The sequence below is a fragment of the Pseudoalteromonas rubra genome (assembly GCF_000967655.1).
In the GTDB taxonomy this organism is placed as follows: domain Bacteria; phylum Pseudomonadota; class Gammaproteobacteria; order Enterobacterales; family Alteromonadaceae; genus Pseudoalteromonas; species Pseudoalteromonas rubra_A.
The window spans coordinates 211,032-228,198 of record NZ_JXYA01000027.1; the positions used below are offsets into that span (position 1 = coordinate 211,032).

Below are 17,167 nucleotides of genomic sequence, written 5' to 3' on the forward strand. Positions count from 1 at the left end.
CCCACCAATTGGCTGTGCTGCCGAAATTGATGGCTCGCGCTGGCAGTCACTGCATAGTTCTACTTATTTGATCTGCTTATCACGCTGTTTTTATTTGCACTCATGATTGGAGGCGTTGAAGGTACTTGATGCTGCGTAGTATTTTTGGCAGCCATCCATTGCTATGATCTTCAGAGTGACCGTGTTTTAGCCCGGCAATGCCCGCCTTTACCCACCCTTGGTCAGAGTTGCTATATAAATTGCTAAACAACATTTTGTTAAATGGATCATCATTAATTAAACCGAGCGATACCATGTCTTGTGCAACATCCCAATAGTATTCGCTCAGTGCTTTCAGGTATCCTGTCGGTACAGGGGTGAAAAAGTGAAAGATCCGAATATATTCCGATGAATCTAAATCTTTTCTGATGGTAAAACTGTGCAGCCCTTCTTTAATTTGCCTCTTTGCTTTTGAGAAAAACAATTCGTACACACAGTCATATAACTTTGCCTGAATAAAGCTAAATGGTGTAAATGTCGTGAGTTGCACGAAGTGCTGGTGTGCAAATCTCTCCAGAAGCATTTTGTTGTTCCCAGGGGCGAGTGACAATAAGAGCAAGCAAGTGAATGCATCTGGCGTTACGAAATTAGCAATTTGCCGCAGTTGGCTTGCGTTTACGTGCTGGGTGCGACAGGGGTGAGCCAAATCAGTATTTGGTTCAAAGATTTTGCAAGTGACTCGTGAATCCAGAGAGCACAGAAATGAATCTATATTTTTTACGCATTGTTCAGGGTTGTTCAGCAGGCTCCACAGCGGATTGAGCAGGCATCCAGATGACCCCGGAACCAGGTTATCTAGTAACTGGATCTTAGCCATACTGCCAACAGGGCTCTCGTTCCATTTTTTATATAAAAAACTGGCCGAGCAATTTCCCATCTCTCGCCTTTTAATCAAATCGCTTAATTGGTTCAAACTGTTCAACCCGAGTCGAGTCAATATTAATCCGAGCCAGTATCTGGTTGCCAATAGCTTAATTTCTCTTTTAAGGGCCCTGAATTGAGTCAAACTCATTCTCTGCTCCAAATTAGGCATGCGCATGAACAACTCCAAGAAAAATTAATTAACGTTTTGATTATTATGCTTTTTGATGTTTATTTCGCAGCGAATTCATTCCATAAAGCATAGTACAGAAGACAGTTTTCGCAGGTGGGCATAGGGTCTACACTTTGTTTTAGTCTCTAACCAATTACTACAAGCGATATGACGGCAAACTCAGACGGGAGTAAAGATATGTATATGTTGGCTGAAGATTTTGAAACACAGCTATTACGGCTTTATGGCTCTCCAGTTCTATCTGGAGAAAATTTGAGTACGGCATTGGGTTACTCGAGCCTTGATGCGTTCAGACAGGCAATACACCGAAAAACAGTACCCGTGCCTTTATACACGATGGAAAATCGTCGGGGTCGCTATGCGTATGTCAAAGATGTGGCTGATTTCCTGGCAACCATGAGCCATAAGCAGCCGTAGCGCACACTGCAATTGATATTAGGGAGGTGAATATTCGACGAGTTTATTAGCAATTAACCCTTTTCCAAGGCACAGATAGCGAAAAAGCCAGCATTTGACCGATGCTGACTTCTTCTGGGTTGTCGAAATTTGGACCGATCGACACCTTAATTAAAGCTGTCCAGCGCCAGACTGTCAAGCTGGGTGGCATATCCGGCTTGGGCGTTTGTGTGCCTTGATTTCGTTGTTTTAGAAATTAAGGAGTCCTATTATGGACGCACATAAGTTACGTAATTTATTACGTTTATTGTTAAATACAAATTACTCCAATGGTTACATTGCAAACCTGAGCGGATTGGCTCCCAATACAGTCAAACGCTATCGAAAGAAGTTGCAAAGTCAGCCCCTGACAATACAAGCATTGGATGAGTCTGATGACAATCAACTCAATAGCCTGTTCACTACGCACAAAGCAAACGCCTTTCAACGTCGCCAGCCAGATTGGCCTTATATTCATGGGCTTATGCAGCTGAGACATCAAACGCTAATACAGCTATGGGAGGAATATCGCAGAGCAAATCCCAAAGATGCCTATTGTTATTCCCAGTTCACGCACTACTACCGTAACTATATTAAATCAATTGATATCACGATGCGGCAGCACTATGCACCCGGAGAAGTGGCCTTTGTTGATTTTGCGGGAAAGCGCCCATCATGGACAAAGCTTAAGTTTGGGAAGCAGCAGTTTGCCGAGCTATTTGTGGGCGTTTTAGGTCATTCACAGCTGATATTCGCCATGGCTGTGCTAAACCAGAAGATGGAAAGTTGGTTGTATGCGCATCAGCAGATGCTCAATTATTTTGGAGGTGTCCCACAGCTGATAGTCCCTGATAACTTAAAATCCGCCGTCACTAAGCCTGGTAAGTTTCCGGTTATTAATCGAAGTTATCAGGAGATGTCGGAGCACTACGGGTTTGTGATAGAACCCGCCCGGGTGCGCAGACCGCAAGACAAATCATTGGCGGAAATCGGAGTTTTGCTGGTCACTCGTTGGATCACCGTGGTCCTTCGGCGGCGGCAGTTCTTTAGTTTAGAAGAGATGAATGTGGCGATCAGGGAGCTGCTGGAAGTACTAAACAATCGACCGTTTAAACGCTACGAAGGGTGCAGGCGTTCCCGGTTCGAGACACAGGAATCTGAGACACTCATGCCCCTGACTGCCGAGCCTTTTGATATTGGTCACTGGATCCATCATCAAAAAGTAGACAGAGACTACCATGTGTACGTTTATGGTCACGCGTATTCTGTTCCCTTTGAGTTTGCGCATCAGTACGTTGATATCAAAGTCTGTCCAAAAAAAGTAGAAATCTACTGCCATCATAAGCAAGTTGCCATTCATGTCCGCAGCCATGTTCAGGGTGGTGCAACAACAGAGAATCGGCACAGGCCTAAAAGCCACAGAGCCTATGCAGAGCAATCAAGAGAGAGTTTTTTAAAGTGGGCTGAAGGGGTTGGCTCTTGTACGGTTTCAGTAGTCACCGCGCAATTTTCAGAACAGGCTGACCACTCGTTGAAGGGGTGTAAAGCTTGCGCCCAGCTGCAAAAATTGCTCGGACAATATGGAGCGAACCGCTTGGAAAATGCATGTAAATGCGCCTGTGAAATCCAATCACTGACAGCGAGTAGTGTGCGCTCTATATTGCAGTGTAACCTTGATAAAACGGATACAAATGAAGAGGTAACTCAGTTATCACTGCCACTGCATCATAATGTACGTGGAGCAAATTATTACAGTGGCGAGGGTGATGGCCATGAGTAACGAGCAAACTGTTTATGACAACCTTAAGGCGCTTCGGTTACATGGAGTCAGCGAGGCGTTGCAAAAAGTACTACTGACGCCGCAAATGTGTGAATGGCCTTTGCTGGATACCTTAGCGTATCTGACGAATGCCGAAATGCAGTCGAGAGACGTGAAAAAGCGAGAGCGGTTAAAACGAGATGCAAGACTAAAACAAAGCTATGCCTGTGTTGAGAATATTGATTACCAGGCCAATCGGGGAATAGACAAGGGCTATCTGGCGACATTAATCACCTGCGACTGGATTTCGCAAAATCAGTTTCTTGTTATTACAGGTCCAACCGGCGTTGGTAAAAGCTGGCTTGCCTGTGCACTGGCAAATCAGGCTATTAATCAGATGCGATCAGTGCATTACTATCGAAGCGGCTTGTTATTTGAGGAAATGGCCATTGCACATAGGGATGGATCTTTGCCGAAGTTGCGCAATAAACTCTCCAGATATAAGGTCATCATTTTAGATGACTTCGGTCTGAGCCCTATGAGTGATGGCAATCGGCATGACCTGCTTGATTTGGTTGAGGATAGGGTTGAATCAGGCTCGTTTATTATCACCTCCCAGCTGCCGGTTGAGCAATGGCATGAGTATATTGGTGAGGCCACTGTTGCGGATGCCATCATGGACCGTATTGTACATCGGGCCCATATCATTCAGTTGCATGGCGAATCAATGCGCAAATTGCATTCTCCGCTCAGGGAGGGCAAGTCATGACAGCTCACGCCAACTCCCTTAACGATACGCGTTCCATGTCTACAACATCAGATGGACAAATCGCAGAGCAGTTATTTCAGCATTACCACCAAAAGTTGCTGGAAATGCCACAAGTACTTGAGTTGCTAAGAAATCAGGGCATTGATGACGCACAAGTTCTTCAAAAATACATAGGCTATTCAGACCGCTCATTGAATAAAGTTCTACCCTGTGCCAGAACAGCACTGGGCGGACTTGTGCGGGGTCGCTTGCAGGCTATGCAGTTACTCAGAAGATCCGGGCATGAAGCATTTGCTGGTTGTGTAGTGGAACCCTGCTTTGATCTCAATGGTGTAGTATGTAGCGCCTGTGGTGTGCGATTTCGGCGGCAGGCTAGCAGGGCACGGCCACGTATGGTGTTTTGGTATCGTGCAGGTATTTACTATGCGCCATTTGATTTTTTGTTAGCAAAAATGGGAGGTCATTATGCTTAACCCTCCACCAGATATGGCTCTGTCAGGCTGTATTCCATTTTACTTGCAACTATGCAGTGCCAGAGGTCAGAGCGATAAAACGGTTGCGGCAAAAGCCTCTAACTTATCGTTGTTTTCCGCCTGGTGCGAACAACATCAGGTGTCGTCTGCGGAGGACATAGATCTTGCGACCTGCGAGCACTATCAGTGTTTCCTGAATCAGTACAGAACCCGCAGCGGACAGCGCCTGTGCAGAGGTACAATCCGCAACCGGCTGACCGCTGTTAAGTTGTTTCTAAGGGCGTTGTTTAACAGGTCGCTGATAACCGACTCGGGTTTTGAGAAGCTGGAGCTACCACGTTGTGGCAGGGTGCTGCCAAAACCTGTACTAAGTATGGATGAGGTTAAGCGTATAATTCATCAGCCTGACACTGAAACGGCAATGGGTATGAGAGATGCAATCATGCTGGAACTCTATTATGCAACGGCACTAAGACGTTCAGAACTCGCTGATCTGACAATGGACAATGTAGATTTGCCTCAACAGCAGTTGAAAGTGTGCCATGGTAAAGGGTTTAAAGATCGGCTTGTTCCCATTGCGCCGGATACATGTGAAAAGCTGCGCGTCTATATCAATCAGATCAGACCCAAGCTGACAACGCTTTGCTCTGGGAATACCGTATTTGTTGCCACTCTTGGCAAACCATTTAGGCCGACTCAGCTCTCTGAGCTGATCGCAGGTTATATTAAAAAGGCCGGGATCACCAAAGGGGGAGCCTGTAACCAGCTTCGCCATGCCGCAGCCACGCATTTATATGAAGGCGGTGCAGACTTGAGAGCGATACAGATGATACTGGGGCATGCAGATATTTCGACTACCCAGGTATACGTGCATGTCAGCTTGTGCCATGTACGAAAGATATATTTGCGAGCCCACCCGTTGGCAAGACACAAACTCTGATAACTGGCCGCATTGCGGCCTTTTCTTTAAAGTGAAGCGTAATAATTGAACAGGAGGGGACAGCGCTGTGTCTGCAAGAAAAACGACAAAAGCCGTCACTAAGGCAATGATTTATCGTTCAGTGGCAAGCTCCAGTGCCATTGAAACGGGAGAGTCGACCGAAGTGATAGAACGTAAGTTAGAAGATATCAAACGACGTTTTGCAAAGATTGACCTTGCGCGTGATTAATTCACGCAAGACTCGAGAGCTGTTTGATCGCAGCAAATGTACTTTAAGTGGTTTCGAATAATTCAAAGCCAGGAGGGTAACGCAATTTCTTAGGTGAGTGAGTTAAATGGTATCTATTACGTCTGAATCCAGATTTCTCACTAAGGTTTAGCGTTTCTACAACCTAAACCCGTGTGTACCAATATAGTTGAGAGACAGAATGTAGAATTACACTAATAAATAATTATTTTAATTATATATAAATCAATGGCTTGAGTTGTCCCTTTACTGTGGTGAGAGAAACTTGTATTGACAATAAAATCAAAACCTATCAAAATGATAGGTATCAAGTTGATAGGTGTTTAATGAGTAAGAGTAAACCTCAAGGGATTTACGAATTCCCTTTAACAGAAACTACGGCCAAGAAAATAATTAATGAACTCGCAGAAAATTATACGAGTAGAATCATTTGGAGCCGACACGTTAAAGAGAGAATGGTTGAACGAGGAGTTACAACTGGTCAGATTTTGACTTTGCTAAAGAGCAAACGGTCTGTATTCAGAGAGGGCCCTTATGAAGAACCTAACGGGGATTGGAAATTTAACTTGAAAGGAATGGCTGCTGGTAAAGTGATAGAGCTTACCATTGCGCTAAAAAATCATCATGACGATCCGAAGTCGATTTTAGTGACTGTTTGGGTTGATTAGGAGACAGTTTATGTATCATTACACAGAAAGTGGTTTGTCAAACGTCTATTTAAAGAATGGCTTTTCTGTTGAAGAAATCGATGGTGAAGAGTATACAAGCATTGATGACATGAATGGATTACATAAGATCATAGCTGAGAGCATTGTGGATAGCAGTAAGCCGTTAACACACGAAGAGTTCAAGTTCCTCCGTATAGAACTGAACTTATCTCAAAAAGTATTAGCAACCCGTTTTGGTGTTTCAGAGCAAACTATTGCTCGCTATGAAAAAGGACAATCGGATATTCCTCGTACAACTGATGCGGCACTTAGATCCTTGTACATGGAGAGTCTGGAGAAAAATAACCCTGTGAGTTATTTCCTCGATCTGCTATCTGATGCGGAAGCAAAAGAAGCAGAGCAAACAATTATGCTCGAGGAAGTTCAAGAGCACTGGGAGATAACGGCTTAGTCTCGATACATTTCCAGCGTTGACAGAGCCGACTTTTACGTCGGCTTTTTACCGCTGTTTCATAGATTCTCAGAAGTTGTGCTGTTTTGCGCGCTTCAATTTCTTCAACTTCGACAATACCCACCTTCAGTGCTGGGGTTCCATTTTCCTATAGCTTACAACTGACAACTTACCTGACTAACCAGAGGTTACATACCGATTAGTTCATATGAATGGTCGGATCTACGATGCAGACACGGGTCGATTTATGCAGGCGGATCCGTTTGTTCAGGCGCCGAGTAACCTTCAGAATTACAATGCTTATTCTTATGTGTTGAATAATCCTTTGAGTTATACGGATCCGAGTGGGTATATGTGGAACCCGCTTAAAACTGTGGACCGGGCGTTTAAGTCACTGAACAAAGCTCTTGGGGATTTTGCTCCTTTTACCGGGATCATGATGTTGGCCATACCGGGAATGCAGGAATGGGCATTAAAGAGTATTTGGCATGCAGCAGCATTCGGGGCGGCGTCTGGTGGTGTAGCATCTGGTTCATTGAAAGGTGCAGCCATCGGTGCACTTACAGGCGCAGCGTTTCACCAAGTAGGTGCTCACTTTCAGAGTCAATACGGCGAGTTTGCAGCTGCTGAGTTTACAGAGCAGTTACTTTGGGCTGGAAGTCATGCGCTTGTTGGGGGAGTTTCTTCTGTTCTGTCAGGCGGCAAATTTGGCCATGGATTTATTGCGGCTGGCTTTACTAAAATGGCCATGGGCAATGCCGGTTTTAATATGAATAATCGCGAATGGTCAGCAATTGCAGGTAGAACGGCCGTAGCAGCGATTGTCGGTGGTACCGCGAGTGCGATTACCGGTGGCAAGTTCTCAAATGGTGCAAAAACAGCGGTTATGATGCATTTGTTGAATGCTGAGGCAAATGCTGCAAGGAAAGCTGCTATTCAAGAAAAATGGAAACAAATGGTGGGTGAGTTTAGAAGCTCTATAAAGGAAGCTTATATAATGGGACAAAATGGAGATGCGAAAACCTATATGAAAAAGGTTGGTAACTTTGGTGACTGGGACTTTAAAAACCGAATCGAGTACCGCTCACTTCCCGGAGTTGAAGAGTTTGGTAATTTCGCATTTGGCGCAACATCGCAAGCCTGGGCGGATGGCGCATCACGAGGTTTGTCAGTTATTTTTCCAGAAATATCTACTGATTTAGCAATGAGAGGAGCAGGACTTTACCAACAGCACTTCCAATCCAAGCTATACCGGGCCGAAGATGGTACGGGTTTCGATATAAATGCATATCCAGGCAGCACAAATTACGGAGACAACTGGAGGGATCAAGCACATGTATGGATGGGTGCACAATATTACTTCAGAATGAAGGAGAAACTGTAATAATGAGGCTAATTTTAAATCTTATGGTGTTAATTCTGATTGTACTGGGGCTTGCAGGTTGCTTTAAGAATGCGGTGCCTGATGAAGACACCATAAAAAATAAAGTACTGGCAAATCTCACTTTATACGAGGAAGTAGCTGCCAGGGCTTTGTCCTCTAATGTAACCAGAGTTAGCCGAACAGGCTCGTTTCCCAAAGGTGTACTTTCAGAAGAGGAGTACAGTTGGTTTTTGTCAATGTTTGATCAACTTGGTATTCAGACAGGAATTCAGGTTGATTTGGAGTCAAAGCATGTGGAGTTTATTTACTGGTCATCAGGTATTGTAAGTAGAGGAGAAGCTATATTGCTTATTAAGTTAGCGAATGAAGTACAAGCTCCACAAATTCGCTATGCTTCTTGTATTGATATTACTCACCTGTGGGTTCTTTGCCGTCAAATTTCATAAACATTCTTCATTATTACTTTGTGGCGCTCAGTGAGCGCCTTTTTTCTGTGCAATCATGCCAGCGCGGTGTGCAGTGGAAATCAGCTCTGGCATGCACAACTGACCAGCGGAGGGGGCATTTGCGGCCAGTCCCACCAGCGCGGTGGTTATGGAGCTGCAAACAACTGTGTAACGTTTGCTGGTCGAACGGCAATTGGGGGCTAATACATGAAAGTTGTCATGGGAATACTGTTATTTATTTCGATTCTTGCGGGGGCATATCTTTTGCTGGTTAATGTGTCTTCTACAGAGTACGAACAAAGTAGCATCGAAAGCATTGAACAGCACAAGGAGGCGATGACATTGGTTGATAGTCTTGATTGTCCTCAAACTGGAATTACAGACGCATTTATTACTAGCTTGCAATCAGAAAATCCTGATAAATTAATTACGAGAAAAGGCAATGACCTTCTTATTGATGGGTTTTTCTTTAGATGTGAAAAAGGTGAGGCGGATTTTTTCCGCTTTGTTGAAATCAAAGGTTAAAGTGCTTTCTTTGAACAAAAAGGGGGTCAAGTTACTTGTTGCATGATAAATAGCAATGATCCCACTACAAAATATCTAGTCGTCATACGCCGTTTGTGTTTTTTCGCAAACGGCGTATGACGACTAAGGTCACTCTGTGTTGTTGCTGGGACGTATATTGATGCATGATTCAATAGGCCAGCATACAGTTTAGTAACCAATAATTGGAAATTTCAGGTGATATCCATTCGAAATCGGCGCTCAGTGAGCGCCTTTTTCTTGTGCATCGAGATCAGCGTGGTGTGTCAATAACACTCGTGTAACCATACAAGATTGGGCAGCTAAGGACTGTTGTGACCCGTTTTGCTACTTGATCCCCCGGACATGCGTATTGGTCCAAATTTCCATAATGCTGGTCCACAAAAAATAGAATACTGGCCGTAAAAATCAGAATCGCGGTCCAAACCCCACATAATATGCAACTGCATATTATGCTCAAATCATCCACCCATTCTATTCGGCCTGGACCAAATTCTGAAATTTGTGGACCACAATTATGGGCAGCGGACCTGTGGTCTGATCTGGGTTAACGGCAAAAAGTGGATGAAACAGATTTTGTTAAGTGGGTTTGGATATACGAAGAAGTAAGGCGCCGCGCTACATTTTCTGACGCTTTCAGAAGTAGTCTTTCCATGAAGCAGGGTAAGTTGGTGTGTGTGCATTGGCTCAGGTAATAGTAATAAAGCAGGCATGTGAGCGAGTTAAAATCTGACTGGTTACTTAGCTGGTCAAGATATTTGAATGTTGGCCAGGCATTGTCTGTGCTTAGTTTATTGGGGAGGATAACCCTTCGTTTAAATTGAGTTATGAAATACGGCAGCGGAATGTACTTCAACTCATGTTGCATAGTAGGCCCGTCAATATATTTTCCGAGGGTTAGTAACTCAAAAATTACATGATCCAGTAGCTTATGCGCTTTTGGGAACATAGCTTCAATTCTTTCAATTTTATGGCGACTTCTTATAGGCTGCCCTTGATTTTTTAAATACCAGAAGCACGATTTTTCTTCGCTTAAGATGGCGTTATCGTTGCCTGACAGTTTAAATGCTCTGACTAGTTGTGCCACAGACGATACATGGGCTCGCTTTATTAAATATTGAACAAGTCCGGACGTTGCCAGCCTCTTAAATTCAGGTGCTACCCGCGGGTAATATCTAAGTTGTAATGGGTACATAATACTCAACTTAACAGCGCAAATATTGCTCTATTTTGGTGCAAGCCAACAAAACAAATGTATTTACTATGCATTTGTGTTGTTTTCCGGGCGCATAACTTCTCGCTGTAGTTCTGCCTAAACAATTGTTTTAAATACTCATTCCTTAGCATTAATCCCGGCTCAGTTCACCCTGGTCATTTTGCTTGCCTAACCTAGTGTTATTTCGCAATAAACTACAGATATGTTGTTATTTTTCAATGTGATAACGCTATTTACACTTAGCGGTTGGCGTCTAGTCTTAGATATTATATCTCAAATAAGGTGTGGCAATGCATGATAACGTAGACGAAGACATAGAGAGGCTCGCCCATGCCTTGGAGCGCGATTTATATGAGCTGTACAAAACCCCGATGCTGTCAGGCGAAAAGCTGCAAATGGCGCTAGGGTTTAGCAGCCTTGATGCATACAGGCAGGCGTTAACACGTAAAAAATTACCGGTACCTGTTTTCAGGCTTGAAGACAGGCACGGTTATTATGCATTGGTAAAAGATGTTGCGGCATGGCTGGCAACGCAAGCGGTTAATGCGAGGAGAGACAATATAAAGCGTAAATAAATTTGTAGGTGCATAAAGCGAAAAACCTCGCGACTGGTACTCGCAAGGTTTTTCAAATCAGTGTCTATTTTCTCGAACAGACACTGTTAGCTTAGCCCAAGATTCGGTTATGTCAAATATTGGTGTTCTCATCAGTAGTGGCATTGTGCGCCTGTTTTTCACATTGTAAACAGGAGATCAAAGATGAATTCTGTCGCCAGAGTGCGTGAATTACTGCGCATCCGATCTAAAACGAATTACAGCAATCGCAAATTAGCCGAAATGCTGGGTTGCTCTCACCAGACTGTCGGGCGAGATTTAAAACTGATAACTCAGTTGTCATTAACGTATGAGCAAGTGGCTCAACGTGATGACGATGAGCTCATCCTGTTATTGGCGCCGTGGGCCCCACTGGCGTTGCAAAAAAAGCGGTTGCCGGACTTTGCAGTCTGGGTCAAAGCGCTGACAAAGAAACATCAGACAATCTACAATTTAATTGCCTTATATACCAGAGAAGATCCTGCAACAGCCTATGCACCCAGCACGCTCTATCAACATTTCAAAGAGTATTTGAAGACTACCAAACTGGAAGCATTGTTAGAACATTGTCCTGGCGAGGAAGCTCAGTTCGATTTCTGTGGCGAAATGGTGTGCTTGTCTCCTTATAATTCAGCTAAAAAGGTCTGGTATTCTGTGTTCGTTGGCGTACTGTGCTACTCAAAATACTTTCTTGTCTATGCAACTCCAGGTCAAACAACCAACGATTGGATCGCTGGAACAAAAGCCTTTTTTAACTACATTGGAGGTGTACCTCAAATTGGCATACCGGACAACCCTAAAGCCGTTGCTGCCCAGCCCCGGCCAAACCTGAAACTCAATCTCATGTACGCTGCCTTCGTGGAACACTATGGATTTATTGCTATGCCGGCAAGGCCCGGTGAGCCCAGAGATAAGGGAATTGTTGAAGAAACCGTTAGATTTGTCACTGAGCGGGTTTTGGTCAATATGCAGTCTATGGCGTTCCGGACTTCAGATGAAATAAACGATTACCTCAGAAAAGAGTGCGATAAGCTGAACGCCCTGCAATTTCAAAAGCGTTCCGTATCTCGACGTGAGTTATTTGAAAGTGGCGATAAACCAGCGCTAACGGCATTGCCCGCCAAACCCTTTAAACCAATCGAGCATGCTTTTGGCTGTACCATTCCCAGCAATTATCGGGTTATGTTTGAGGAGCACCTTTATTCTGTGCCCTGGCGGTGGGCGAATAAAAAAGCAGAGGTCACTATTACACAAGACGAAGTAACTATCAGACATGCCAATAAATTCCCTGTTGTGCATAAACGCTCGTTCGAAAAAGGCAAGGAAACGGTCGAAACACGTCATCTTCATGCCAGTCACAAAGGCATGGTACGGCTACCACAGTCCGAGTTTACTCGTTGGGCTGAAACTGTCGGGGAACAAACAACACAATTTATTCAGCAACTGTTTGCCGGTAAAGCTGATGGAGATATTGTCGCTAACAAGGCGTGTAAATCAGTGCAATCGTTAGCAAATAAATATACCGCTGAAGAAATGGAAGAGGCGGCTCGTTATTGCATTACTTATGATAAATGTTCTCCTACATCTTTGCGGCACACACTGGCATCTCGTCTTTATGAGGATACTGGCGCGGATATATCGCTTGTTGGTAAGCATAAGAATTTACACGCTCCGCAGCACTTTCAGAATATGGGGAGGTCGTCATGAATATTAAACTTGTGGCCAAAAAGTATGCTGATCTGAAATGGCTGGGGGCTGCACAGATGATTGAGAAGCTCCAGTTGCAGGAGCCTATTTCTACGACAGCTGTCTGTAATGTGCTGAACGATATCGCCGTTTCACAGGAAAATTATTTTGCCGTTAGTAGACAGGCAAGGCTTAAAAAGGCCGCTAAGCTAAGGTGGCCTGATGCGCTGCTTGAGGACTTCGACTATCGCTGTGAAACGCAGGAAGTGCAATACCTCATTGACAAGGCGTGTGAAACCGATTGGGTTAAAGGGCATTCCCATCAAGTAATTACCGGCAGCTCAGGTACAGGCAAAACCACATTGGCATGCGGGATTGCCAATAAGCTATTAATGCACGGATATAGTGTTCGAATGTGGCGTTTTAACGACCTGGTATTCGACCTTGCGTTACATGAAAAAGAGGGTACGCATCCGCAGTTTTTAAGAAAACTCAGTAAATTTAATGTCTTAGTCATTGATGACTGGGCCTTGTTCCCACTTACCAATAAACAACGGCAAATGCTGTATGAGTTAATTGAGCGCCGCGAACAAGTCGGCTCACTGATGATCACGAGTCAATATGATTTCGACAAATGGCATGAAGCAATTGGTGAACAGACGATTGCCGATGCTGTGTTAGATCGTATTGCGTCAATGGCTGAGCGAATTGCATTGCGTGGTGATCCGAAGCGCAAATCGCACAGAGCAAAAGGAGGTAACTCATGAAATCTAATTTTCCTCCCTGTGTATATGCTGAAACGTTGCTGGAATTACCGAACTTATCGGCATCAGATACACATGTTGCAGAGCAATACCTACCAATGATTGTGGAGTATTACAAGCAAAGCTTATTAACGCACCAGAAAGCTTTAAGCTATCTTGAGACAGTCTATGGCATATCTTCAGCAGTTGCACTGGAGCACAGTATTGGCTACTCCGATCGTTCATTGGGGCTGGAGTTACCAAGTGCAAAAGATAACGCTGGTGAAATATTGCGAGGAAGCCTTAAGCGGCTGCGTGTGTTTAAAGGAACCGGACATGAAGCTTTTCGGGGTTGTATCGTCGTGCCTGTCATGTCAGGTGATAGTATTGCGGGTTTTTACGCTGAGCGGATTAACAGAGTGTGCAGAAAAGCCAAATCACAATACTTTGTCAGGTTATATCCTCATTGTTTGTTTGCTACGTCGCAATGTGATGACCATCCGGAGGTTTACTTGTGTGCGAGCCCACTGCTTGCTATCCAACTTACAGAGTCTATCCATCAGCCCGCTTTTGCAACCGATCATAGTTTTAATGCGAGAGACGAGGACTGCGCGTATTTGGCGGGTGCTGGTGTAGATCGCGTCATTGTGGTTGCACAATCACATACAGCGCCGGAGCATCTAAAGCAACTTACGCGCAGGCTGAAAAAGTTTGACCTCAAATACCGGAAAATAGATAACTTCACGGAGGTGGTATATGGCACGGCATGATCCATTAACCTTTGTGGCAGCGCTCAAGGCATACGAGAAACATTGCCTGGCTGAGGGATTGTCAAAAAATACGGTTGGGAATAAACGCTGCAACATTGAGATGTTTATCAAATGGGCGCGGGCTGACGGCATAGATTCGCCAGAAGAAGTGACGAAACAGATAGGTGAACATTACAAAGCGTATTTGGTCGAATATATTTCGCCGCACACGGGGCGTGCGTTGAAAAAGTCCACGCGAAGAAAAAGGGTTTCTGATGTCAGAGTATTTTTTGCCGAGCTTACCTACCTCGATCACTTTGAGGTTAATCCACTGCACCGTTTGAGGTTGCCTAAGGCTCCACGGCCTATGGTAACGGCGCTGCTGTCTCAAGAAGACCTTGAACGTGTGATGGCTGAAACGAAAGTCATGGGGTTGAGGGGGCTCAGGGATAGAGCTATTTTGGAGTGTTATTACGCCACGGCTGTACGTCGAAATGAACTCGGTCATCTTAAGCTCAGCGACTTGAAGTTTGAGCGGGAACAGGTACTCATCGTCAATGGTAAAGGCGACAAAACCCGGTATGTGCCCCTGGCCCCCAGAACCGCCAGCTGGCTCAGGGCATACTGCGAATATGTTCGCCCCAGATTGATGAATTTAAAATCTGGAACAACGGTGTTTTTGGACAATCATGGTCTGGCATTCAGGCCACACCAATTAACAGCGTTGGTTAAGAAGTACCTGTTAAGCGCAGGTGTTGAAGTTGGTGCGGCCTGCAATGCGTTTCGACATAGCGCAGCCACACACATGCTTGAAAATGGCGCTGATTGTCGTGAACTACAGGAATACCTGGGGCACGCGGATTTGTCTACAACCCAAGTCTACCTGGAGGTAACTCAATCCCAGCTTAAGAAAACGTATGCCAAAACACACCCAGCGGCCCTAGCCGGAAAACGACTGCTTAAAGGAGAAGTCGACTCGTATTTGTATCACCTGTCGTAAGTGCTCGCTGGTTATAACCCTTTTCTTCTCTTGAGAGGTTTGTAACCGGTGTACTTTGCTATTTGTATACTCTGCTTGAGCAAACCATGACATTAAAGCCTTAAAAGTATGGCACATTAAAACCTATAAATGATGGCGCTCTAAAACCTATAAATGACAAATCATCAAAACCTATATATGATAAGGCATTAAAACCTATAGATAGAAATATGAAACCAAGCCGTATTTCGAGCAACCGTGGGCGAGAACATGAACGACATATCACAAAAATTAGCAGATTCGCTTGAGCAATTACAGCTGCTTCAGGAATCAGGAGTTGTTGCTATTCAGTCAAAGCAGCTTAGCCGGGTGCACCGAGAGCGGCTTTTAAAGCATGGATTTATTCGCGAAGTCATTCGAGGCTGGTATATACCGGCAATGCCAGATGAAAAACCTGGCGACAGCACCTCCTGGTATACTTCCTTCTGGGACTTCTGTGGTGCTTATTTATCAGAACGCTTCGAACAGTCCTGGAGCCTCTCGCCGGAGCAGTCAATTAGCCTGCATATTGGCGACAGAACCGTACCTCAGCAATTGCTAGTGCGCTCACCAAAAGGAAATAACAAACCCACAGCCTTTTTGCATAACACCTCGATTTTTGATGTTAGGCTGAATTTGCCCGACGCTGAGCACATTGAAAATTTAGAGGGGCTTAACGTTTACAGCTTGGCTTCCGCTTTGGTCTATTGCTCGGCTAACCAGTTTCAACAGACACCAATTCAAATGCGTACCGCCTTATCTATGGTGACTGATGCCTCTGATGTGTTATCCGTTTTACTTGCGGGTAATCACAGTGTAATTGCGGGCCGGTTAGTGGGCGCTTTTAGAAATATTGGCCGAGGTTTGATAGCAGACAATATACTTAAAGGCATGCAAGCGGCCGATTTGAAAGTATATGAAGAAGACCCTTTTGAGGACAAGGCGTTGGTCAGTTTCGGTCGCCGTGATGTCTCACCCTATGTGAATCGAATGCGGTTAATGTGGGCACAAATGCGTGAAAATGTGATTGTGCACTTTCCTTCAGCCTTAAGCCGAACCATCGACATCGAAATCTACATGGCTGAAGTAGAAGACAAATATGTCACAGACGCTTACCACTCACTGTCCATTGAAGGTTATCGGGTAACTCGCGAATTAATAGAGCTGGTTCGTTCTGGTAATTGGCAAGCCGAGGGCTCAGACGAGAGTAAAAAGCACTTGGATGCCATGGCCGCCAAAGGGTACTGGGATGCATTTCAGGAAGTAAAAAAAGCGGTTAGATCAGTGTTAGAAGGCAGAAATTCCGGTGACGTGTTGGAACAAGCGCACAGTGACTGGTACTTAGCTTTATTTGGTCCCAGTGTGGCTGCCGGTATTATTAAGCAATCTGATTTGGCTGGTTATCGGACTGGGCCTGTCTATATCCGCCAGTCTATGCATACGCCACCCAATCGAGAAGCAGTCCGCGACATGATGCCGACATTGTTCGACTTACTTGCTGAAGAAGAAAATGCAGCAGTTAGGGTTGTACTGGGACACTTTATTTTCGTCTACATTCATCCTTACTTTGATGGCAACGGTAGAATGGGTAGATTCATCATGAATTTAATGATGGCCGCAGGCGGATTCCCCTGGACAGTTGTACCTGTAGAGCGACGAGATGAATATATGGAGGCACTGGAAGCGGCCAGTGTTGGACAAGATATTGTGCCATTCACAAAGTTTTTAGCCTCACTACTACCGACATCTTAACTTGTTAAAAGGAGGAATGTTTTTCTCTTTTGATGGATCGTAAAGCCTGATCGCCCATATGAATGGTCGGATCTACGATGCAGACACCGGCCGGTTTATGCAGGCGGATCCGGTGGTGCAGGCACCTTCGAATCTTCAGAATTACAACGCTTACTCTTATGTGTTGAATAATCCGCTGAGCTATACGGATCCGAGTGGGTAT

General features: G+C 44.8%; 19 protein-coding genes. 18 read left to right on the forward strand and 1 reads right to left on the reverse strand.

From position 1 onward, the window contains the following. Nucleotides 1-100: 100 nt before the first annotated feature. A complete protein-coding gene (locus tag TW77_RS13190) occupies nt 101-1,051 on the reverse strand; it encodes a hypothetical protein (RefSeq protein ID WP_156158662.1) in 951 nt (316 codons plus the stop codon). 294 nt (nt 1,052-1,345) lie between these two features. Here TW77_RS13190 and TW77_RS25785 point away from each other — a divergent pair, with 294 nt between their 5' ends. The 18 genes from TW77_RS25785 to TW77_RS24810 all read left to right on the forward strand — a co-directional run. Next, nucleotides 1,346-1,510, forward strand: coding sequence for a hypothetical protein (locus tag TW77_RS25785; protein ID WP_240479489.1), 165 nt, complete (start codon nt 1,346-1,348; stop codon nt 1,508-1,510). Nucleotides 1,511-1,760: 250 nt separating this feature from the next. Continuing rightward, on the forward strand, nt 1,761-3,308 hold the full coding sequence (gene istA, locus TW77_RS13200; protein WP_046005442.1) for an IS21 family transposase: 1,548 nt from the start codon (nt 1,761-1,763) through the stop codon (nt 3,306-3,308). Then, on the forward strand, nt 3,301-4,056 hold the full coding sequence (istB, locus tag TW77_RS13205) for an IS21-like element helper ATPase IstB (protein WP_046005443.1): 756 nt from the start codon (nt 3,301-3,303) through the stop codon (nt 4,054-4,056). The genes istA (TW77_RS13200) and istB overlap by 8 nt, the downstream gene beginning before the upstream one ends. Then, nucleotides 4,053-4,529: a hypothetical protein gene (locus TW77_RS13210; RefSeq protein WP_046005444.1), complete on the forward strand. Its 477-nt coding sequence runs from the start codon at nt 4,053-4,055 to the stop codon at nt 4,527-4,529. Before istB ends, TW77_RS13210 begins: the two co-directional genes overlap by 4 nt. Further along, a complete protein-coding gene (locus TW77_RS13215) occupies nt 4,522-5,469 on the forward strand; it encodes a tyrosine-type recombinase/integrase (protein ID WP_052713170.1) in 948 nt (315 codons plus the stop codon). Before TW77_RS13210 ends, TW77_RS13215 begins: the two co-directional genes overlap by 8 nt. 67 nt (nt 5,470-5,536) lie before the next feature. Next, on the forward strand, nt 5,537-5,698 hold the full coding sequence (locus tag TW77_RS25185) for a hypothetical protein (protein WP_156158664.1): 162 nt from the start codon (nt 5,537-5,539) through the stop codon (nt 5,696-5,698). A 344-nt stretch (nt 5,699-6,042) separates the two neighbouring features. Then, the gene (locus tag TW77_RS13220; RefSeq protein WP_046005445.1) at nt 6,043-6,384 is read left to right on the forward strand and encodes a DUF4258 domain-containing protein; all 342 of its coding nucleotides are present in this window, start codon (nt 6,043-6,045) and stop codon (nt 6,382-6,384) included. 10 nt (nt 6,385-6,394) lie between these two features. Continuing rightward, nucleotides 6,395-6,835 (forward strand): helix-turn-helix domain-containing protein, encoded by a 441-nt coding sequence (locus tag TW77_RS13225; RefSeq protein WP_046005446.1) that lies wholly within the window; start codon nt 6,395-6,397, stop codon nt 6,833-6,835. Nucleotides 6,836-7,082: 247 nt separating this feature from the next. Next, nucleotides 7,083-8,219 (forward strand): hypothetical protein, encoded by a 1,137-nt coding sequence (locus TW77_RS13230; RefSeq protein ID WP_240479490.1) that lies wholly within the window; start codon nt 7,083-7,085, stop codon nt 8,217-8,219. 2 nt (nt 8,220-8,221) lie between these two features. Continuing rightward, nucleotides 8,222-8,665, forward strand: coding sequence for a hypothetical protein (locus TW77_RS13235; protein WP_046005448.1), 444 nt, complete (start codon nt 8,222-8,224; stop codon nt 8,663-8,665). Between the two features lie 207 nt (nt 8,666-8,872). Continuing rightward, entirely contained in the window at nt 8,873-9,190 is a 318-nt protein-coding gene (locus TW77_RS13240) for a hypothetical protein (protein WP_156158665.1), read from the forward strand. 1,524 nt (nt 9,191-10,714) lie between these two features. Beyond that, nucleotides 10,715-10,999 (forward strand): hypothetical protein, encoded by a 285-nt coding sequence (locus TW77_RS13250; protein WP_046005451.1) that lies wholly within the window; start codon nt 10,715-10,717, stop codon nt 10,997-10,999. A 183-nt stretch (nt 11,000-11,182) separates the two neighbouring features. Beyond that, the gene (gene istA / locus TW77_RS13255) at nt 11,183-12,724 is read left to right on the forward strand and encodes an IS21 family transposase (protein WP_046005452.1); all 1,542 of its coding nucleotides are present in this window, start codon (nt 11,183-11,185) and stop codon (nt 12,722-12,724) included. After that, nucleotides 12,721-13,470: an ATP-binding protein gene (locus tag TW77_RS13260; RefSeq protein WP_052713171.1), complete on the forward strand. Its 750-nt coding sequence runs from the start codon at nt 12,721-12,723 to the stop codon at nt 13,468-13,470. The genes istA (TW77_RS13255) and TW77_RS13260 overlap by 4 nt, the downstream gene beginning before the upstream one ends. Further along, nucleotides 13,467-14,216, forward strand: a complete 750-nt coding sequence (locus tag TW77_RS13265; protein ID WP_046005453.1) for a hypothetical protein — start codon at nt 13,467-13,469, stop codon at nt 14,214-14,216. Before TW77_RS13260 ends, TW77_RS13265 begins: the two co-directional genes overlap by 4 nt. Next, complete coding sequence (locus TW77_RS13270; protein WP_052713172.1) at nt 14,203-15,195, forward strand: tyrosine-type recombinase/integrase; 993 nt, start codon at nt 14,203-14,205, stop codon at nt 15,193-15,195. Before TW77_RS13265 ends, TW77_RS13270 begins: the two co-directional genes overlap by 14 nt. A gap of 249 nt (nt 15,196-15,444) precedes the next feature. Further along, on the forward strand, nt 15,445-16,965 hold the full coding sequence (locus TW77_RS13275; protein ID WP_046005454.1) for a Fic family protein: 1,521 nt from the start codon (nt 15,445-15,447) through the stop codon (nt 16,963-16,965). A 58-nt stretch (nt 16,966-17,023) separates the two neighbouring features. Continuing rightward, nucleotides 17,024-17,167, forward strand: a 144-nt coding sequence (locus tag TW77_RS24810; protein ID WP_342626735.1) for an RHS repeat-associated core domain-containing protein, incomplete at its 3' end; no start/stop codon positions are given.

Excerpts from the sequence above, each read along its gene's own strand:
- TW77_RS13250 (WP_046005451.1), top strand. The coding sequence starts at position 10,715 with ATGCATGATAACGTAGACGAAGACATAGAGAGGCTCGCCCATGCCTTG.
- TW77_RS13240 (WP_156158665.1), top strand. The coding sequence starts at position 8,873 with ATGAAAGTTGTCATGGGAATACTGTTATTTATTTCGATTCTTGCGGGG.
- istA (WP_046005452.1), top strand. The coding sequence starts at position 11,183 with ATGAATTCTGTCGCCAGAGTGCGTGAATTACTGCGCATCCGATCTAAA.
- TW77_RS13265 (WP_046005453.1), top strand. The coding sequence starts at position 13,467 with ATGAAATCTAATTTTCCTCCCTGTGTATATGCTGAAACGTTGCTGGAA.
- istB (WP_046005443.1), top strand. The coding sequence starts at position 3,301 with ATGAGTAACGAGCAAACTGTTTATGACAACCTTAAGGCGCTTCGGTTA.
- TW77_RS13190 (WP_156158662.1), bottom strand. The coding sequence starts at position 1,051 with ATGAGTTTGACTCAATTCAGGGCCCTTAAAAGAGAAATTAAGCTATTG.
- TW77_RS13220 (WP_046005445.1), top strand. The coding sequence starts at position 6,043 with ATGAGTAAGAGTAAACCTCAAGGGATTTACGAATTCCCTTTAACAGAA.
- TW77_RS13270 (WP_052713172.1), top strand. The coding sequence starts at position 14,203 with ATGGCACGGCATGATCCATTAACCTTTGTGGCAGCGCTCAAGGCATAC.
- TW77_RS13230 (WP_240479490.1), top strand. The coding sequence starts at position 7,083 with ATGCAGGCGGATCCGTTTGTTCAGGCGCCGAGTAACCTTCAGAATTAC.
- TW77_RS13210 (WP_046005444.1), top strand. The coding sequence starts at position 4,053 with ATGACAGCTCACGCCAACTCCCTTAACGATACGCGTTCCATGTCTACA.
- TW77_RS13260 (WP_052713171.1), top strand. The coding sequence starts at position 12,721 with ATGAATATTAAACTTGTGGCCAAAAAGTATGCTGATCTGAAATGGCTG.
- TW77_RS13215 (WP_052713170.1), top strand. The coding sequence starts at position 4,522 with ATGCTTAACCCTCCACCAGATATGGCTCTGTCAGGCTGTATTCCATTT.
- TW77_RS13225 (WP_046005446.1), top strand. The coding sequence starts at position 6,395 with ATGTATCATTACACAGAAAGTGGTTTGTCAAACGTCTATTTAAAGAAT.
- TW77_RS13275 (WP_046005454.1), top strand. The coding sequence starts at position 15,445 with ATGAACGACATATCACAAAAATTAGCAGATTCGCTTGAGCAATTACAG.
- istA (WP_046005442.1), top strand. The coding sequence starts at position 1,761 with ATGGACGCACATAAGTTACGTAATTTATTACGTTTATTGTTAAATACA.
- TW77_RS13235 (WP_046005448.1), top strand. The coding sequence starts at position 8,222 with ATGAGGCTAATTTTAAATCTTATGGTGTTAATTCTGATTGTACTGGGG.